General features: G+C 52.6%; 13 protein-coding genes. 11 read left to right on the top strand and 2 right to left on the bottom strand.

Going from position 1 to position 18,207, the window contains the following annotated elements:
* Positions 1 to 355: 355 nt before the first annotated feature.
* The 7 genes from ACMV8I_RS05920 (at position 356) to tcyN (ending at position 7,228) form a co-directional block, all read left to right on the top strand.
* Positions 356 to 1,795, top strand: a complete 1,440-nt coding sequence (locus ACMV8I_RS05920) for a flagellin N-terminal helical domain-containing protein (RefSeq protein WP_498864247.1) — start codon at positions 356 to 358, stop codon at positions 1,793 to 1,795.
* A gap of 256 nt (positions 1,796 to 2,051) precedes the next feature.
* Entirely contained in the window at positions 2,052 to 2,774 is a 723-nt protein-coding gene (locus ACMV8I_RS05915) for an RNA polymerase sigma factor FliA (RefSeq protein WP_498864246.1), read from the top strand.
* 120 nt (positions 2,775 to 2,894) lie between these two features.
* Positions 2,895 to 3,401: a flagella biosynthesis regulatory protein FliZ gene (gene fliZ, locus ACMV8I_RS05910; RefSeq protein WP_498864245.1), complete on the top strand. Its 507-nt coding sequence runs from the start codon at positions 2,895 to 2,897 to the stop codon at positions 3,399 to 3,401.
* Positions 3,402 to 3,567: 166 nt separating this feature from the next.
* Positions 3,568 to 4,578, top strand: a complete 1,011-nt coding sequence (locus tag ACMV8I_RS05905; RefSeq protein ID WP_498864244.1) for a D-cysteine desulfhydrase — start codon at positions 3,568 to 3,570, stop codon at positions 4,576 to 4,578.
* A gap of 254 nt (positions 4,579 to 4,832) precedes the next feature.
* Positions 4,833 to 5,636 (top strand): cystine ABC transporter substrate-binding protein, encoded by an 804-nt coding sequence (gene tcyJ, locus ACMV8I_RS05900; protein WP_498864243.1) that lies wholly within the window; start codon positions 4,833 to 4,835, stop codon positions 5,634 to 5,636.
* Between the two features lie 174 nt (positions 5,637 to 5,810).
* Positions 5,811 to 6,479, top strand: a complete 669-nt coding sequence (gene tcyL, locus ACMV8I_RS05895; RefSeq protein WP_498864242.1) for a cystine ABC transporter permease — start codon at positions 5,811 to 5,813, stop codon at positions 6,477 to 6,479.
* The gene (gene tcyN, locus ACMV8I_RS05890) at positions 6,476 to 7,228 is read left to right on the top strand and encodes an L-cystine ABC transporter ATP-binding protein TcyN (RefSeq protein WP_498864241.1); all 753 of its coding nucleotides are present in this window, start codon (positions 6,476 to 6,478) and stop codon (positions 7,226 to 7,228) included. Before tcyL ends, tcyN begins: the two co-directional genes overlap by 4 nt.
* A 790-nt stretch (positions 7,229 to 8,018) precedes the next feature.
* Here tcyN and putA read toward each other — a convergent pair.
* On the bottom strand, positions 8,019 to 12,023 hold the full coding sequence (gene putA / locus ACMV8I_RS05885) for a trifunctional transcriptional regulator/proline dehydrogenase/L-glutamate gamma-semialdehyde dehydrogenase (protein ID WP_498864240.1): 4,005 nt from the start codon (positions 12,021 to 12,023) through the stop codon (positions 8,019 to 8,021).
* Positions 12,024 to 12,479: 456 nt separating this feature from the next.
* On the opposite strand from putA, the gene putP reads away from it, so the two are divergent.
* Positions 12,480 to 13,964: a sodium/proline symporter PutP gene (gene putP / locus ACMV8I_RS05880; protein ID WP_498864239.1), complete on the top strand. Its 1,485-nt coding sequence runs from the start codon at positions 12,480 to 12,482 to the stop codon at positions 13,962 to 13,964.
* A gap of 22 nt (positions 13,965 to 13,986) precedes the next feature.
* Here putP and ACMV8I_RS05875 read toward each other — a convergent pair whose 3' ends face one another.
* On the bottom strand, positions 13,987 to 14,151 hold the full coding sequence (locus ACMV8I_RS05875) for a hypothetical protein (protein WP_498864238.1): 165 nt from the start codon (positions 14,149 to 14,151) through the stop codon (positions 13,987 to 13,989).
* A gap of 67 nt (positions 14,152 to 14,218) precedes the next feature.
* Here ACMV8I_RS05875 and efeU point away from each other — a divergent pair, with 67 nt between their 5' ends.
* From efeU to efeB, 3 genes are all read left to right on the top strand, one after another.
* Positions 14,219 to 15,070, top strand: a complete 852-nt coding sequence (gene efeU, locus ACMV8I_RS05870) for an iron uptake transporter permease EfeU (RefSeq protein ID WP_498864237.1) — start codon at positions 14,219 to 14,221, stop codon at positions 15,068 to 15,070.
* A 78-nt stretch (positions 15,071 to 15,148) separates the two neighbouring features.
* A complete protein-coding gene (efeO, locus tag ACMV8I_RS05865) occupies positions 15,149 to 16,288 on the top strand; it encodes an iron uptake system protein EfeO (RefSeq protein ID WP_498864236.1) in 1,140 nt (379 codons plus the stop codon).
* A 183-nt stretch (positions 16,289 to 16,471) separates the two neighbouring features.
* Positions 16,472 to 17,791, top strand: coding sequence for an iron uptake transporter deferrochelatase/peroxidase subunit (gene efeB / locus ACMV8I_RS05860; protein WP_498864235.1), 1,320 nt, complete (start codon positions 16,472 to 16,474; stop codon positions 17,789 to 17,791).
* The last annotated feature ends 416 nt before the right edge of the window (positions 17,792 to 18,207 follow it).

Below are 18,207 nucleotides of genomic sequence, written 5' to 3'. Positions count from 1 at the left end.
TGAGTTATTTACCCTACGTAATTGAATTTGCAGCGGCGTCAGCATCGCTTGTGCATGTGAGTCACTGACTTCAGGACTCACTTCCTCGCTGCCTTGCTACAACTCAAACTACTTGGGGTATAAAGAGTCTTTAAGCCCTATCGGCACGATGGAGAAAAAGTTTAATGGATTACAATAAAAAGTAATGGCGTGAATAGCCGGTATAAGGAGGGGTATTTCTCAAAGTAAGAAAATACGCTTTTTTTAGAAATAATCCTAAAGGTTACCGGTGTAGCGCCGATACAAGTTTGGACGGTGATGAACACCGAGGGCAAGCAAGCCCAACCCCCTTAACCAGATTTGAAGGAATACACTCATGGGCCAAGTAATTAATACCAACACGCTGTCTCTGATGACTCAGAACAACATGAACAAATCCCAGTCAGCACTGGGCACCGCTATCGAGCGTCTGTCTTCAGGTCTGCGTATTAACAGCGCCAAAGACGATGCAGCGGGCCAGGCAATTGCTAACCGCTTCACCTCTAACATCAATGGTCTGACTCAGGCTTCACGTAATGCCAACGACGGAATCTCCGTTGCGCAGACCACTGAAGGCTCACTGAGCGAAATCAACAACAACTTACAACGTATTCGTGAGCTGTCTGTTCAGGCGGCTAACGGCACCAACTCCGATACCGACCTGTCTTCAATCCAGGACGAAATCACTTCCCGTCTGGACGAAATCGACCGCGTATCCGGCCAGACTCAGTTCAACGGTGTAAAAGTATTAGCATCTAACCAGACTATGTCTATTCAGGTTGGTTCTAACGACGGCGAAACTATCGATATCGACCTGCAGAAAATCGACTCTAGCACTCTGGGTCTGAGCGGTCTGAACGTTCAAACTGCTAACGTATCTACCGGTAAAGCACTGACAACTGTTCCTATAAGTGTGACGCTGACTGGTGTTGCAGCAGCAGCTACAGCAAAAGATGCTACAGCCACAGCAACTATTGAAAAATCTGAAGACGGCAGTTACTTCGCGAAACTGGCAGCTTCAACTGCGCCAGCCAACGATGGCTACTACTCTGTGACTATCGACAACACTTCTGGTGCTGTGACTATCGGTTCCAAAGTAACTGACCAAACTTCAGTGAAAACTGATGGTGTTTCGCAGACGGCTGTAACGGTAAACAAAGCTATCGATATGACCGATGCATCGGTGACTGCTGTTTCTGGTGCAAAACTTTATCAGGTAACTAACGCGTCAGGAGCCACTGCTTATGCTGTTAAAGGTACTGATAACAAATTGTATTCAGCGGCTGTAGATACTGCGGGTAAAGTGACATTGGATACTGTGACTTACACCGATGCTGCTGGTACTGCAGGTGTTAAAGCTAATGTAATGTTGGGTGGTACTGATGGTTTGAGCAAAGTTGTGACCGTAGGTACTGGTGAGAACACTAAAACCTACAAATCTGCTGACTTGAGCGGCGCAAACTTACAAACTCAAACGCTGAGCTCGATCAAAACCTCTACAACAGATCCGATGGCTGCAATCGACGCGGCAATCGGCCAGGTTGATAAGTTCCGTTCATCATTGGGTGCGATTCAGAACCGTTTCGATTCTGCTATCACCAACTTGAGCAACACTACTACTAACCTGCAATCTGCACAGAGCCGTATTCAGGATGCTGACTACGCAACTGAAGTTTCGGCCATGTCTAAAGCGCAGATCCTGCAGCAGGCGGGTACTTCAGTGTTGGCTAAAGCTAACCAGGTCCCTCAGTCAGTGCTTTCTCTGCTGCAGGGCTAATCGCCTTCCCGCTGAGTATTCAACTGCAAAACCCCGCTTCGGCGGGGTTTTTTTATTCTTTTGGCTCAATATTTTAACTAATTATTACCTTTTAGTATGATGCTGTGAACAAAGTCGCTGCTATAGTTGCCGTCCGTTATTGCTTCGCGGTGTCGACATAATCCAAATAGCCGCGTTTTTCAGTCCTTATTCAGGCGATTGGAAAGGGCTAACGAAAGGATAATAGTACGGACCTTCCCACTGCCAGGTTAGAATAGTGAGCGATCTGTATACCGCCAGCGGCGTGATAGACAAAAATTCTTTATGGCAGCGCTATGTTCCGCTGGTGCGTCATGAAGCCCTGCGTTTGCAGGTACGGCTTCCCGCCAGCGTCGAGCTTGACGATCTGCTGCAAGCGGGAGGCATAGGCTTATTGAATGCGGTTGACCGGTTTGATGCTATGCAGGGCACGGCGTTTACCACCTACGCGGTGCAACGTATTCGAGGCGCGATGCTCGATGAGCTACGCAGCCGTGACTGGGTGCCGCGCAGCGTGAGACGCAATGCGCGTGAAGTCTCAAAAGCGATGCATCAGGCTGAACAGCAGTTAGGGCGACCACCGAGCGAAAGCGAAGTGGCGCAGGCGTTAGATATTCCTATTGAGGAATACCGCCAGATTTTAATGGATACCAACAGCAGCCAGTTGTTCTCTTATGACGAGTGGCGCGAAGAACACGGCGATACAGCAGAAGCATTGATGGAAGGGCACGAAGAGGCCAACCCGTTACATCTCTTACTGGAAGGTAATTTACGCCAGCGGGTGATGGATGCCATTGATGCACTACCAGAACGGGAAAAGATGGTACTGACGCTTTACTACCAGGAAGAGTTGAATTTAAAAGAGATCGGGGCAGTACTGGACGTTGGGGAATCCCGCGTCAGCCAGCTACACAGCCAGGCTATTAAGCGCTTACGGGCGCGTCTGGCTAACGACCACTGATCCGCTTTTTCCTGGCCGGTTAACTACTCGTCATACTTCACGTTGCAGTCACGTTGGTGACTTTTGTGCAACTCGAATTATTTTGGGTATATATTTAAACTTCCTCACCAGGAAAACATTATGTCAGCGGGAATGAAAACGCGGCCGCTCAGCCGCTATCTAAAAGATTATAAACATAGCCAGACTCACTGCTCACAATGCGGTAAAGAACTCGATCGGATGGCGCTGGTGTTTCGCGGTCAGATCATCAATAAAGACGCCATTGCCAAGATGGACCAGCCTATTGATGACGAAGTGTGGAGTAATCTTTCGCAGGAATTGGCCGCACTGTGCCGTTTTTGCAGTGAGATTAGCTGCAACACTCATCCGGCCTATTTTGACATTATGGCGTTCAAACAGTATTTGTTTGAACAAACCGAAATGAATCACAGCACGGTGCGCGAGTATGTTGTGCGACTGCGTCGTCTGGATGAAATTCTGGTGGCCCATAATTATCCCCTTGAACGTACCCGGGGGGAGAGCATCCATGAACGTATTATCAGTGACCTGCCGTTGGCAGCGCATGATAACTACCGTATTGCGTTGCGCAAATATGATCAATATCTGGCATGGCAAAAATCCGCATAACCGTTTTTTGCTAAACGCTTTGCTATCAACAGGCACCTTCGGGTGCCTGTTTTTTTGTGTTGCATGCACGGTAAGATTGTATAAATTCTGTCTATAATCTTTTGATCACAATACAAACAACCTATTTTTATAACCTAATTCATATCAAGCGCTTCAGGGGAACACTGTGCCTGCTAAAATTTCATTAGTTAAACTTCGGCTGGAAGCCTTTCCGCGTTTAGACTTGCTGGGCAGCATGACGCCGCTGGAGAAACTGAACCGTCTTTCAGATTATGTCGGTCGCCCAATTTACATAAAACGTGACGACGTCACGCCGTTGGCTATGGGCGGTAACAAATTGAGAAAGCTGGAGTTTCTGGCGGCTGCCGCGCTTGAAGAGGGCGCGGACACTTTGCTCACCGCCGGGGCTATTCAGTCTAACCACGTCCGCCAGACCGCTGCCGTTGCCGCCAAGCTGGGGATGAGATGCGTGGCGTTGCTGGAAAACCCAATCGGTACCACCCAGGCCAACTACCTCACCAACGGCAACCGCTTACTGCTCGATCTGTTCAACGTCGACGTAGTGATGTGTGAGGCGCTGCATGATCCGATGACCCAACTGACGGATGAAGCCGAAAAACTCGAAGCTCAGGGGTTCCGGCCCTATATCGTGCCGGTTGGCGGCTCCAACGCCCTCGGGGCGCTGGGGTATGTACAATGTGCGCTGGAAATTGCCGAGCAAAGCGCCTCCGGTTTTGTCGATTTCAGCGCCATTGTGGTGGCTTCCGGCAGTGCAGGCACCCACGCAGGACTGGCCGTAGCTCTGCAGCATCTCATGCCAGCCACGCAGCTGATTGGTGTGACGGTGTCACGTACGGCGGAACAGCAGCGGCCCAAAGTTGAGGCCATTGCACGTGATGTTGCCAAAAGACTGCAGCTGGACGCACCTCTGCCGCCGATACATCTGTGGGATGAGTATTTTGGTCCACGCTACGGTGAGCCGAGTGAGGAAGGGCTGGCGGCGATCAAATTACTGGCTGCGCAGGAAGCGATGTTGCTGGACCCTGTCTACACCGGCAAGGCGATGGCGGGTCTGCTGGACGGTATTGAGCGCGGGCGTTTTCCGGGAGACGGGCCGATTCTGTTTATTCATACCGGCGGCGCGCCCGCGTTGTTTGCCTATCACCCTCATATTTAAAATTCCTTTTACGGTCACGAAAAAAGGAATAATCGCAGTGATAAGCGTGGCCTAACGGCCCGCTTATGCCGTCTCAGCAACGCTTATGCTTTTATGCGCTAAGATTAGAGGATTATATTGCTGATAATCTTCCTGCGCGGTGCTAACGTGCGGCAGGTGATGAAAACATGATAACAATTAGACGTTTCCGTCAGTTAAAGAGGTATTAACTTGCCTCAAAGCTGATAACTGAAATTGAATCGAATGAGGTGAATATGGTTTTTTCTACATTACGTCGTCGTTTACTTCTGGGTGCCGTAGCCGTGACGCTGACCAGCGGTATGGTCAGCAACAGCTTTGCTGCCGATGAAGGTCTGCTGGCGAAAGTTAAAGAGCGCGGAACGTTAATTGTGGGCCTCGAAGGCACCTATCCTCCGTTCAGTTTTCAGGGAACCGATGGCAAGCTTACCGGCTTTGAAGTGGAGTTTGCGGAGTCGCTGGCACAGCACATGGGTGTGAAAGCTAAACTGCAACCGACCAAATGGGATGGCATGTTGGCGTCGCTGGAATCCAAACGGATCGACGTGGTGATAAACCAGGTGACCATTTCCCCAGAGCGCCAGAAAAAATATGACTTCTCCACGCCCTATACCCTTTCAGGTATTCAGGTGCTGACTAAAAAGGGCAACGAAGCCAAATTTGCTACCCCTGATGCTCTGAAAGGCAAAAAAGTAGGTGTAGGTCTGGGCAGTAACTATGAACAGTGGCTGCGGGCTAATGAGCCGGGTGTGGATATCCGCACCTATGACGATGACGCCACAAAATCTCAGGATTTGCGCGTAGGCCGTATCGACGCCATTCTGGTTGACCGTCTGGCCGCGTTGGATCTGGTGAAGAAAACGGGTGATACGCTGGCGGTGGCTGGCAAACCGTTTGCGAGTCAGGAATCTGGCGTCGCGTTACGTAAAAATAACCCTGAGCTGCTGGCTGCTATCAATAAAGCCATTGCCGACATGCAAAAAGACGGTTCTCTGGCGAAAATATCAGATAAATGGTTTGGGGCTGACGTCACTAAATAATTCTCGCCATGCCCGTTATTCTTGGGGCTGTTTCTGCGCGTTAGCTGCACGTGTTCGCCTGAATCACTGACTCATGTCAGCTCATCGGGACTCACAAGCTTGCCGCCTTGATACAGCCTCAATTATTTAGGGCGTAGCAATACATTGAAGTTGTAAAAGGCTTAAAGGTTTTAGATGCAAGAAAGTCTCCAACTGGTGCTGGATTCAGCACCCTTTCTATTAAAAGGTACGCTGTTTACCCTTCAACTCAGCTTGGGTGGGATGGTCTTCGGGCTGCTGCTGGGATTTATGCTGGCGCTTATGCGCTTGTCAAAATTCTGGCCTCTTTCATGGTTGTCGCGTTTTTACGTGTCAGTTTTTCGCGGTACGCCGCTTATCGCGCAGTTGTTTATGATCTATTACGGCCTGCCTCAGTTCGGCATTGAGCTGGATCCTATCCCGTCAGCGATGATTGGTTTGTCGCTCAATACAGCTGCTTATACTTCGGAAACCCTGCGTGCTGCGATTTCTTCTATTGAGAAGGGCCAGTGGGAGGCCGCCGCCAGTATTGGTATGAGCCGCTGGCAAGCCATGCGCCGCGTGATTTTACCGCAGGCCGCCCGTACCGCGCTGCCACCGCTGGGTAACAGTTTTATTGGTTTGGTGAAAGATACCTCGCTTGCCGCCACCATTCAGGTCCCGGAACTGTTCCGTCAGGCGCAACTGGTGACCTCGCGCACACTGGAAGTCTTCACCATGTATCTGGCCGCCTCGCTGATTTATTGGGTGTTAGCCACCGTTTTATCCTTCCTGCAAAATCGTCTGGAAGACCGCGTTAACCGTCAGGATCAGGAGCCTTCATGAGTACCATTGACGTTAAACAGCTGACTAAAAAATTCAACGGTCAGACGGTGCTGCACGGTATTGATTTACAAGTGAACTCCGGCGAAGTTGTCGCGATTATCGGGCCGAGTGGCTCCGGTAAGACCACGCTGCTGCGCAGTATTAATCTGCTCGAAGAGCCGGATTCAGGCACCATTACCGTTGGCAACATCCAAATTGACGGCAATCGTCCCATTAGTAAGCAGAAAGAAAACGTCCGCAAGTTACGTCAGCAGGTCGGTTTTGTGTTCCAGAACTTCAACCTATTCCCGCACCGGTCGGTGATAGATAACATCATCGAAGGGCCGGTGATTGTGAAGGGTGAACCGCGTGCCAGGGCCATCGCCTACGCCCGCGAGTTGCTGGAAAAAGTCGGTTTGAGTGGCAAAGAAGACGCCTACCCACGGCGTCTGTCCGGTGGTCAGCAGCAGCGTGTGGCTATTGCCCGTGCGTTGGCGATGAACCCCGCCGTGATTTTATTCGATGAACCCACCTCGGCGCTGGACCCCGAGTTGGTCGGCGAAGTGCTCAATACCATCCGTGCCTTAGCGCTGGAGCGCCGAACCATGGTGATCGTCACGCATGAAATGAGCTTCGCGCGCGATGTTGCCGACCGGGCTATTTTTATGGATGAAGGGCGGATCGTGGAGCAGGGACCCGCGAAAGAACTCTTTTCGAATCCGCAACACCCACGGACTAAGCAATTTTTGGAAAAATTCTTAACCCATTAAGAGCGGATGGCGATTCGCAGACGCTTTTAAATTCAACCTCAACATCAAAACCCTGGGTTGCCACCTAAACTGGCCTCAAGGGGGTCTATCGCCACCCCCAGAATCCCGGGCTGTTTTAAAAACAGCTGCTGCGCAGGTTACGATGGCCGTGTGTCAGGAGCCGCTGTTATAGCCGCACTTCTTGTTTATAAAGAGGCGCCGCGGCGCGGGACTCTCAGTTCGGGCTTCAACCCGCGTAAACCCCGCGCGGTTTTGCGCCTCTCCCTCGACGTCGTTTTGAACGCGGCCGAAACTTTTGTAAATTCAAATTCAAATTCAAATTCAAATTCAAATTCAAACTCAAACTCAAACTCAAGGCTGTTTTTATCTTTTAAAAAAGTGTAGGCCGCATTCAAAAATGGCGCTGAGCAAGTGGTTCGAGACCATAGGCTCGAAACCCGAAGCGAAGGTACCGCCTAAGCGGCAACATTTTGCGGCGATAACCAAGGTGGCTGAAACACGGCCATCCCGATTCAGCGAAGCGCGCAGTTAAAAAAGCTCGGATTCTTAAGGCCCGAGCGACTGCGGGCCTTAAGGCGGGTTTGGGCGGCAGCCCAAGGTCTTGAAGTTGAAATTCAAAGGCCCGTTTGGGTGGCAGCCCAAGGTCTTGAAGTTGAAATTCAAAGGCCCGTTTGGGTGGCAGCCCAAGGTCTTGAAGTTAAAATTCAAAGGCCCGTTTGGGCGGCAGCCCAAGGTCTTGAAGTTAAAATTCAAAGGCCAGTTTGGGCGGCAGCCCCAAGATCCCAGACTATCATCCAATAGTCATCAAACTCGCATTACCCCCGGCCGCCGCCGTATTAACGCTTAGCGAGCGTTCATGCAACAACCGTTCAAGCAGAATATTGTCTTCGCCACGCGCAAACCCCTGCACAGAAACAATCGGTCCGGTCCGCTGGGCAATGACCTTGCATAGATCACATAGCTGATCGGCGTCACCGTGGTAAATCACCGCGTCGAACACCGGCGCATCGGTTTGCCAGTCTTTCGCGAAATCAATCCGTTCCTGCACCGCTTTTGGCAACTGTTTAAACAACTCTTGCTGTAAAGGTGCCTCCGACCACAACACGCGGCAACCAGTGGCAGTAACGGCGGCGAGTTGAATCAACACATCGTCCTGATTATCCGCCAGCGCCAGTACGCGTTCACGCGGTAACAGGGCATAGGTATTACGTTCCCCCGTTGGGCCTGGAAGGATCCGAACCGTACCGCCCTGAGCCGCGAGCGCAAAGCGTTTGCATAGCGCCGCTAACGGCTCGCGGTTTTTCTGGCCCATTGCCCATTGTTGCAGAGCGTGATGGGGTACCAGCAAGGCCTCGCGCAGTGAGATATCCAGCGGCAGTTCCTGATCCTGAACGCTTAGCGCCCGGGACACGGCTTCCAGCGGACGGCTGCACAGCAGGCGATACAGATACAGCGGCCCGCCAGCTTTCGGCCCCGTACCTGACAGCCCTTCGCCGCCAAATGGCTGAACGCCAACCACTGCACCGACCATGTTGCGGTTGACGTACATGTTGCCAACCTTGGCTTTTGACGTAACGCGGTTAATGGTTTCGTCAATTCGGGTGTGAATACCCAATGTCAGACCGTAACCGGCGGCGTTGATTTGCTCAATCAGCGCATCGAGGTCCTGACGCGCGTAGCGCACCACGTGCAGCACCGGGCCAAAGATCTCTTTTTGCAGTTCATCGAAGCTATCCAGTTCGATCAGTGTGGGCATAACGAACGTCCCGCGAGCCCACTCCTGCTGATCCTGCGTATTGTGTTGTGCTGCCTGATAGACCGCGCGGCCTTTGGCACGCATCGCTTCGATATGCTTCTCAATGCCTGCCTGTGCTTCGCTATCAATGACCGGGCCGATGTCAGTAGACAGGCGTTCTGGGTTGCCCATTCGACATTCGGCCATGGCACCGCGCAGCATTTGCAGCGTGTGCTCGGCGACATCTTCCTGAATACACAGGATGCGCAGTGCGGAGCAGCGCTGCCCGGCACTGTCAAAGGCCGATGCCACGACGTCGGTCACTACCTGTTCAGTCAGCGCCGATGAGTCGACAATCATGGCGTTCAACCCACCGGTTTCGGCAATCAGCGGAACAGGGCGGCCCTGCGGGTCCAGCCGTCCGGCAATGCCGCGTTGTAAAATACACGCCACGTCGGTTGAACCGGTAAACAGCACGCCACGTACGCGCTCATCATTAACCAGTTGTGCTCCCACGGTTTCACCCTGGCCTGGCAACAGTTGCAACACGCCAGTGGGAACGCCTGCTTCATGCAGAATGCGTACGGCCTGTGCGGCAATCAGCGACGTCTGTTCGGCCGGTTTAGCCAGCACGCTGTTACCTGCCGCCAGCGCGGCGGCGATCTGACCGCTGAAAATCGCCAGCGGGAAGTTCCACGGACTGATGCAGACAACAGTGCCTAATGGGCGGTGAGTGTTGTTGTCAAACTGCTCGCGGATCTGCCCGGCGTAGTAATGCAGGAAATCCACCGCTTCGCGTACTTCTGCAATGGCGTTATTAAAGGTCTTGCCAGCTTCGCGTACCAGTAGGCCAAGTAGACTTTGCAGTTCGCCTTCCATCAATTCTGCGGCACGTTGCAAGATTGCAGCACGTTCTCCGGGAGGTGTTGCAAACCAGATCGGACCTGCAGCAGCAGCGGCATCGAGTGCGCGGCTCACCTCAGCGTCGGTCGCTTCTCTTACGTGGCCGACGATGTCTTTCGGCTCGGCCGGATTAATGACGGCCGCAAACTGGCCGTCATCAAGTTCGGCGTCAATCATCGGCTGGGCCTGGTAGGGGTGCGCTGCACTGCTCAGGAGGGCGCTGGAGAGCGAGGCCAGGCGGTGTTCGTTAGACATATCCAGGCCGGAGGAGTTAACGCGAGTACGCTCCTCTAAGCCACCTTCTGAGCCTGAGCCGCCATATAAGTGACGCGGTAACGCAATGCGAGGATGCGGCAGGCCAACCTGACCCTCATTGACGGCCAGCGCTTCAACCGCTTTCACCGGATCAGCGACCAGTTCGTCAAGCGGCAATGTGGCATCTGCAATACGGTTGACAAAGGAGGTGTTGGCCCCGTTTTCCAACAGGCGTCGTACCAAATAGGCGAGCAGGGTTTCATGGGTACCCACCGGCGCATAAATGCGGCAAGGGCGGTTGAGTTTGCCTGCGGATACTTTACCGACCACCTGTTCGTACAGCGGTTCGCCCATACCATGCAGGCACTGGAATTCGTACTGTCCCGGATAGTAGTTATTGCCTGCCAACTGGTAAATGGCGGCCAACGTATGAGCGTTGTGGGTAGCGAACTGCGGATAAATTAGGTTCGGTACCGCCAGCAGTTTACGGGCGCAGGCCAGATAAGAGACGTCGGTATATACCTTGCGGGTATAAACCGGATAATCTTCCAGGCCGTCCACCTGTGCACGTTTGATTTCGCTGTCCCAATAGGCGCCCTTCACCAGACGGATCATCAGACGACGGCGGCTACGCTGCGCCAGACCGGTCAGATAGTCGATCACCATTGGGCAGCGTTTCTGGTAGGCCTGAATGACGAAACCGATGCCGTTCCAGCCGGCCAGTTCCGGTTCAAAACAGAGTTTTTCCAGCAGATCGAGGGAGATTTCCAAACGATCGGCTTCTTCGGCATCAATATTGAGACCGACATCATACTGGCGGGCCAGCAGCGTCAGCTCCAGCAGACGAGGATAGAGTTCGTCCATCACGCGCTCGTACTGCGCGCGGCTGTAGCGCGGATGCAGAGCAGAGAGCTTGATAGAGATGCCAGGGCCTTCATAAATGCCGCGCCCGTTGGAGGCTTTGCCGATGGCGTGAATGGCCTGTTGATAGGAGAGCAGATAGGCCTGCGCATCCTTTTCAGTCAGTGCCGCTTCGCCGAGCATATCGTAGGAGTAACGGAACCCTTTCTCTTCGTGTTTACGGGCGTTGGCCAGCGCTTCCGCGATAGTTTCGCCGGTGACAAACTGCTCGCCCATCAGGCGCATTGCCATGTCTACGCCTTTGCGGATCACCGGTTCGCCGCCTTTGCCGATAATACGGCTGAGGGAGCGCGACAGATTGGCTTCATTGTGGGTCGCCACCAGTTTACCGGTAAACAACAATCCCCAGGTTGCGGCATTCACAAACAGTGACGGGCTGCGGCCAAGGTGTGAATGCCAGTTGCCGGTGCTGATTTTGTCGCGGATCAGCGCATCACGGGTTGGTTTATCGGGAATACGCAGCAGCGCTTCGGCCAGACACATCAGGGCCACGCCTTCATGCGAGGAGAGTGAGAATTCCTGTAGCAGGCTCTGTACCATTCCGGCGCGCCCGTTGGCACTCTTTTGGTTGCGCAGTTTGCTGGCCAGATCATAGGCCAGCTTATGCGCGGCCTGATCCATCGGTGCAGGTAGACGGGCTTGCTCCAGTAGCATGGCGACGGATTCGGCCTCCGGGCGACGGTAGGCGGCGGTGATGGCTGAGCGGCTAACCGACTGTGGGAGGATCTGCTCGGCGAAGTCGAGGAAGGGCTGATGTGACTCGATCAAAGCCGGGGAAGGGTGCTCATCGTTTTCGGCCACGTTGCCAGCGTTAAGCGCCGGGATCTCAGGCAGCGCATCGCCATTTTCCAGTCGCTCAAGATAGGAATAAATCGCCTGTTTGATCAGCCAATGTGGTGTGCGGTCAATACCCTGTGCGGCCACTTTCAGCCGGTCGCGGGTGGCCTCATCCAATTTAACGCCCATCGTCGTCATGCCCATCTAGCAACTCCGTAATTAAGGCCCGCAGTCCCTGAAGCCGCAGCATCAATGACCAGAGCATCGCCGTTATGCAAAGTACGTATGTGCAGCAATATCTTCTAAGTTGCAACTTTGTGCAACCTTGTTAAATACATGGTGTGCGGCAACGCTAAAACTCGGTCGATTATTAACATTTTTTGTGGCATGACCATGGCTGTTAGCCCATGGATGTAGAAACTGTGGCAGGTGCAACTGCGGATAATGTAAGGTGCAACCCATCATCATGATAACTGTGACTGGGAATGGTTTTTTGTAATCGATTTGTTAAAAATGTTGAAATTCTACTTTATGTCGCCGAGTATCCGGCCGAATTCGATTTTTAGCTGGAGCTAAAGCCTGTCAGGGACGCATCAGAATTAACCGGCTTTTTCTTTTTTCATAAAGAACTAAGTACAGGACAACACGTGGAGAGCTTGCATGACAATGAATACGCCCATGATGGTGACATTTTGTGTTTATATTTTCGGTATGATCCTGATTGGGCTGATCGCCTATTTGCGGACCAAGAATTTCGATGACTATATTTTGGGCGGTCGCAGTCTCGGTAGCGTAGTGACCGCACTGTCCGCCGGTGCATCTGATATGAGCGGCTGGCTATTGATGGGCTTGCCGGGTGCGATTTTTATCTCAGGCATTTCCGAAAGCTGGATTGCCATAGGGCTTACTGTCGGTGCCTATCTCAACTGGAAGTTGGTGGCAGGGCGTTTGCGGGTGCATACCGAAGCCAATAACAATGCGCTGACTCTGCCGGATTACTTCACGCATCGTTTTGAAGATAAAAGCAAAATGCTGCGTATCATTTCCGCCATTGTCATCTTGGTGTTTTTCACTATCTATTGTGCTTCCGGCATTGTTGCCGGTGCGCGCCTGTTTGAAAGTACCTTCGGCATGACTTATCAGACTGCACTGTGGGCCGGGGCGGCCGCAACGATTCTGTATACGTTTATTGGCGGTTTTCTGGCGGTCAGTTGGACGGATACTGTGCAGGCCAGCCTGATGATTTTCGCGCTGATCCTGACTCCGGTGTTTGTCATTCTTGCGGTGGGCGGTATCGATACCTCAATGATGGTGATCAACGCCAAAAGCCCTGAATATACCGATATGTTTAAAGGGATGAATCTGGTCGCTATTTTGTCACTGCTGGGCTGGGGACTGGGCTATTTCGGCCAGCCACATATTCTGGCACGCTTTATGGCCGCTGACTCTCACCGCACGATCCGCAGCGCACGCCGCATCAGCATGATCTGGATGATCCTCTGTCTGGCAGGTACCGTTGCCGTCGGTTTCTTCGGCATTGCCTATTTCAGCGACAATCCGGGGCAGGCGGGCAATGTGACGCAAAACGGCGAGCGAGTGTTCATTGAACTGGCGAAAATTCTGTTCAACCCGTGGATAGCCGGGGTGTTGCTTTCGGCCATTCTGGCTGCAGTAATGAGTACGTTAAGCTGCCAGTTGCTGGTCTGCTCAAGCGCCATCACCGAAGATCTCTACAAAGCGTTCCTGCGCAAGAATGCCAGCCAGTTTGAATTGGTATGGATTGGCCGCGTCATGGTGCTGGTGGTTGCGCTGGTAGCAATTGCGCTGGCAGCAAACCCTGAAAACCGCGTGCTTGGTCTGGTGAGTTATGCGTGGGCAGGCTTTGGTGCGGCTTTTGGTCCGGTGATCCTGATTTCCGTCATGTGGAGACGCATGACGCGCAACGGGGCGCTGGCCGGTATGCTGGTCGGTGCGATCACCGTGCTGGTGTGGAAGCAGTACGCCTGGCTGGATCTGTATGAAATTATCCCTGGCTTTATTTTTGCTTCGCTGGCGATCTGGATTGTCAGCCTGATGGGAAGTCAGCCGTCTGCCGCCATTGGACAGCGTTTCGACGCTGCCGAAGCGGAATTCAAGACCGTCTGATACTCAATCAGAAACCGCGGAGTCAGGCCTTCTGGCTCCGTTTATTATCATGAGTAACCGCCGTTATTCCCCCCACAGAAATAATCAGCAATAAATTATCGGACTGAAAGCCACGCTGCAGTGCAAAAAATCCTCCACAGCCACTTGTTTTTATTTTTGCAAGAATGATAATCACTATCGTTTTCATTTTACTTATCTTTACACGATAGGTTCGCATTTAAATGTTCAGCATTCCGGTGCCGGGAGTCTCTTTTATGTTCGTCCCCTTTCTCATTATGTTCCGTGAAGGGCTGGAAGCCGCGTTAATTGTCAGCCTGATCGCCAGCTACCTGAAGCGAACGCAGCGCGGGCAGTGGCTCGGCGTAGTATGGATTGGTGTGATTGTCGCCGCGGGCCTGTGCCTGGCGCTGGGCATTTTCATCAATGAAACCACGGGTGAGTTCCCACAAAAGCAGCAGGAGTTGTTTGAAGGCATTGTGGCGGCCGTTGCCGTCTGCATTCTGACCTACATGGTGTTCTGGATGCGTAAGGTGTCACGCTCCATCAAAGTGCATCTGGAAGGCGCGATTGATCATGCACTGAACTCAAACCGCGGGCAGGGCTGGGCACTGGTAGCGATGGTGTTTTTCGCCGTGGCACGTGAAGGGCTGGAATCCGTCTTCTTCCTGTTGGCAGCATTCCAGCAAGATGTCGGTATTGAAGCACCGATCGGCGCCTTGCTTGGCTTAGGCGCGGCTATTGTGCTCGGCTTCCTGATCTACTACGGCGGCGTAAAGCTGCATTTGGCGAAGTTCTTTAAATGGACCAGCCTGTTTATTCTTTTTGTCGCAGCCGGTCTGGCAGCGGGCGCCATTCGCGCCTTCCATGAAGCGGGTTTGTGGAACCGCATGCAGGATGTCGCGTTCGATCTCAGCGGCATGCTGTCCACCCATTCCTTATTCGGCACCTTGCTGGAAGGGATGTTCGGTTATCAGGAAGCGCCGACGGTTAGCGAAGTATCGGTCTATTTCCTCTACCTGATCCCAGCGCTGTTTCTGTTCTTTATGCCCCAGAGTAAACCAGCTGTAGCCGTTCCGGCATCTGCCGGGCAGAAAACGCCACGTTGATTTCGCAAGTCTGCTGTTTATAAAACGATTGCTCATACACCTATTTTCTATCACATCGTCTCTGTCAGGGAGTTGTAAATGTCATATTCATCCCCACTGTTTCGCCATAAAGCTTTACAGGTTGCACTGTTATCTCTGCCAGTCTTTGCGCTGAGCGCCAACGTGTTGGCTGCCGATGTTCGTCAAGTCAAAATTACCGTCAATGATAAACAATGCGAACCGATGGCACTGACCGTGCCTGCAGGTAAAACTCAGTTTGTGGTGCACAATGCCAGCCAAAAAGGGCTGGAGTGGGAAATTCTCAAAGGCGTAATGGTCATCGAAGAGCGTGAGAACATCGCGCCGGGCTTTACCCAGAAAATGACCGCTAATCTTGAGCCGGGCGAATATGACATGACCTGCGGTTTGCTGAGCAATCCAAAAGGCAAGCTGACCGTGACGGCTGAAGGTGCTGCCGTTGCGACCAAGCCTGATGCCATGGCGCTGGTTGGCCCGATTGCTGAATACAAAGTCTATGTGACCCAGCAGGTAGGTGAACTGGTTTCACACACCAAAGCCTTTACCGACGCGATTAAGAAGGGCGACCTGAAAAAAGCTCAGGCACTTTATCCGTCAACCCGCGTTTACTATGAGCGTATCGAACCTATCGCCGAGCTGTTCTCTGATCTGGACGGCAGCATCGATGCCCGTGAAGACGATTTCGAGAAAAAAGCCGAGGATCCTAATTTCACCGGTTTCCACCGTCTTGAAAAAATCCTCTTCGCGGATAAAACCACCCAAGGCACCGAGAAGTTCGCCGATAAGCTCAACATTGATGTGCAGGATCTGCAAAAGCGCATCACCGATCTGACCTTCCCACCAAGCAAAGTGGTCGGTGGCGCCGCGGGCCTGATTGAAGAAGTGGCTTCAAGCAAGATCAGCGGTGAAGAAGACCGTTACAGCCGTACCGATCTGTGGGATTTCCGTGCCAACCTTGATGGGGCACAGAAAATTGTTAACTTGCTGCGCCCGTTGCTGGTGAAGGCTGATAAACCGCTGCTGGATAAAATCGACGCTAACTTCAAAACCGTCGATGCACTGCTGGATAAATACAAAACTAAAGAAGGCTATGAGCATTACGAGAAGTTGTCTGACGCTGACCGTAATGCCATGAAAGGACCGATCACCACACTGGCAGAAGATCTCGCCAAGCTGCGTGGCGTGCTCGGCCTGGATTAATTCCTCATTCGGCCTGCTCCTTCCCCTTTCACGAGGGGAAGGTTGGGATGGGGTGTGGGTTTTAGCTACAGAATCGGCTGCAAACCCCCTCCCAGACTCCCCCTTGGCAGGTGGAGGCGCTAAAAACTAAACCTGAAAACGGCGCAGACTGTGTGAGCTTTGACTTTTTTCGAGAGATCAGCAATGAGTGATAAACACGACAATAAGTTTGATTCACAGGACGTCTCTTCTTCCCGCCGCCGCTTATTGAAAGGCGTCGGTTTATTGGGTGGCGCATTTGCCCTGGGCGGCGCTGCCGCTGCCGGTATTGAAAACGCTTCACCCTCGAAAACTACGGGGTCGAAGCCAGGTTACCAGCCAGGCACCGTTTCCCCTGACGAACGTTGGAGCAAGCAACCCTTCCACGGTGAGCATCAGGCTGGCATTTTGACGCCGCAACAGGCGTCAATGATGCTGATATCCTTCGATGTCTTGGCGACGACCAAAGCCGATCTCGAACGTCTGTTTCGCCTGCTGACGGCACGCTTTGCGTTTCTGACCACCGGCGGCACCGCACCTGAAGTTGACCCAAAATTCCCGCCGATGGATTCCGGTGTGATGGGGCCGGAAATCTATCCGGATAACCTGACCATGACGCTGTCGGCCGGAGATTCGCTGTTTGATGAACGCTTCGGACTGGCGGCGCATAAACCGCTGAAACTGCAACGGATGGCGCGTTTTCCGAATGACTCGCTGGACGCCAAACTGTGCCACGGCGATCTGCTATTACAAATTTGTGCGAACAACAGTGACACCGTGCTGCACGCGCTGCGTGACATCATCAAGTACACACCTGATTTGCTCAGCGTGCGCTGGCGGCGCGATGGCTTTATCTCATCCCATGCTGCGCGCAGTGAGGGCAAGGAGACGCCAATCAACTTGCTAGGTTTTAAAGACGGCACCGCCAACCCGGATGCTAAAGATGCGCCGCTGATGGACAACGTTATTTGGGTGACGCCAGAGCAGGGCGAACCGGCCTGGACGGTGGGTGGTAGCTATCAGGCGACGCGTATTATTCCATTCCATGTCGAATTCTGGGACCGCACGCCGTTACAGGAACAGCAGACTATTTTTGGCCGCCACAAACATACCGGCGCACCGCTGGGTATGGAAAAAGAACATGACGTGCCGGATTATTCTAAGGATCCTGACGGTAAGGTGATCCCGCTCGACGCGCATATTCGTCTGGCCAACCCACGAACAAAAGCCACCGACGATAACCTGATGCTGCGCCGTGGCTACAGTTATTCACTCGGCGTGACGAACTCAGGGCAGCTTGAAATGGGCCTGCTGTTTGTGTGCTTCCAGCACGATCTGGAAAAAGGATTCCTGACCGTACAAAAACGGCTAAACGGTGAGCCGTTGGAAGAGTATATCCGCCCGGTTGGCGGCGGTTTCTTCTTCACGCTGCCTGGCGTGAAAGATGACAGTCACTATCTGGGACAGGCATTGATTGAGGCCTGACTGAGCGACGCCGGCTATTCAAGTCGCCGGCGTCGTTAAAATAGCCAACAGTAATAAACATGCAGCCATAAAGGCACACGCCTAAGGATCTGAAAAAGATCTTTAAAGATCTTGTTGACCTTCTGCTCAAACCTTTTTACATTTCATTAAGAAGTTGGTAACGAATTTTTATAGCAAAGGTGTCAGCTGTCACTATACTGACATTATCAGGCGGTACTTTTAGTGGGTGCGTAATGTTTAGCACCGAACAAAACTAAAAGTTTACTCGGTGTACGGTAAATGGCCGTAAATATCACAGCGGGGATCGCGAATGGGAATGTCCAGTTTTGGGCGCGGATATAAAAATACACTTTTTAACCACACCACTCGTTGTTGTCGCACAAACGCCAACGAGGGCCAAAACGTCGACTCTCTGA

The sequence above is a fragment of the Ewingella sp. S1.OA.A_B6 genome (assembly GCF_049889095.1).
Lineage (GTDB): Bacteria > Pseudomonadota > Gammaproteobacteria > Enterobacterales > Enterobacteriaceae > Ewingella.
Note: the sequence above shows the minus strand (reverse complement) of the source record. Positions and strands in the feature narration are given on the sequence as shown.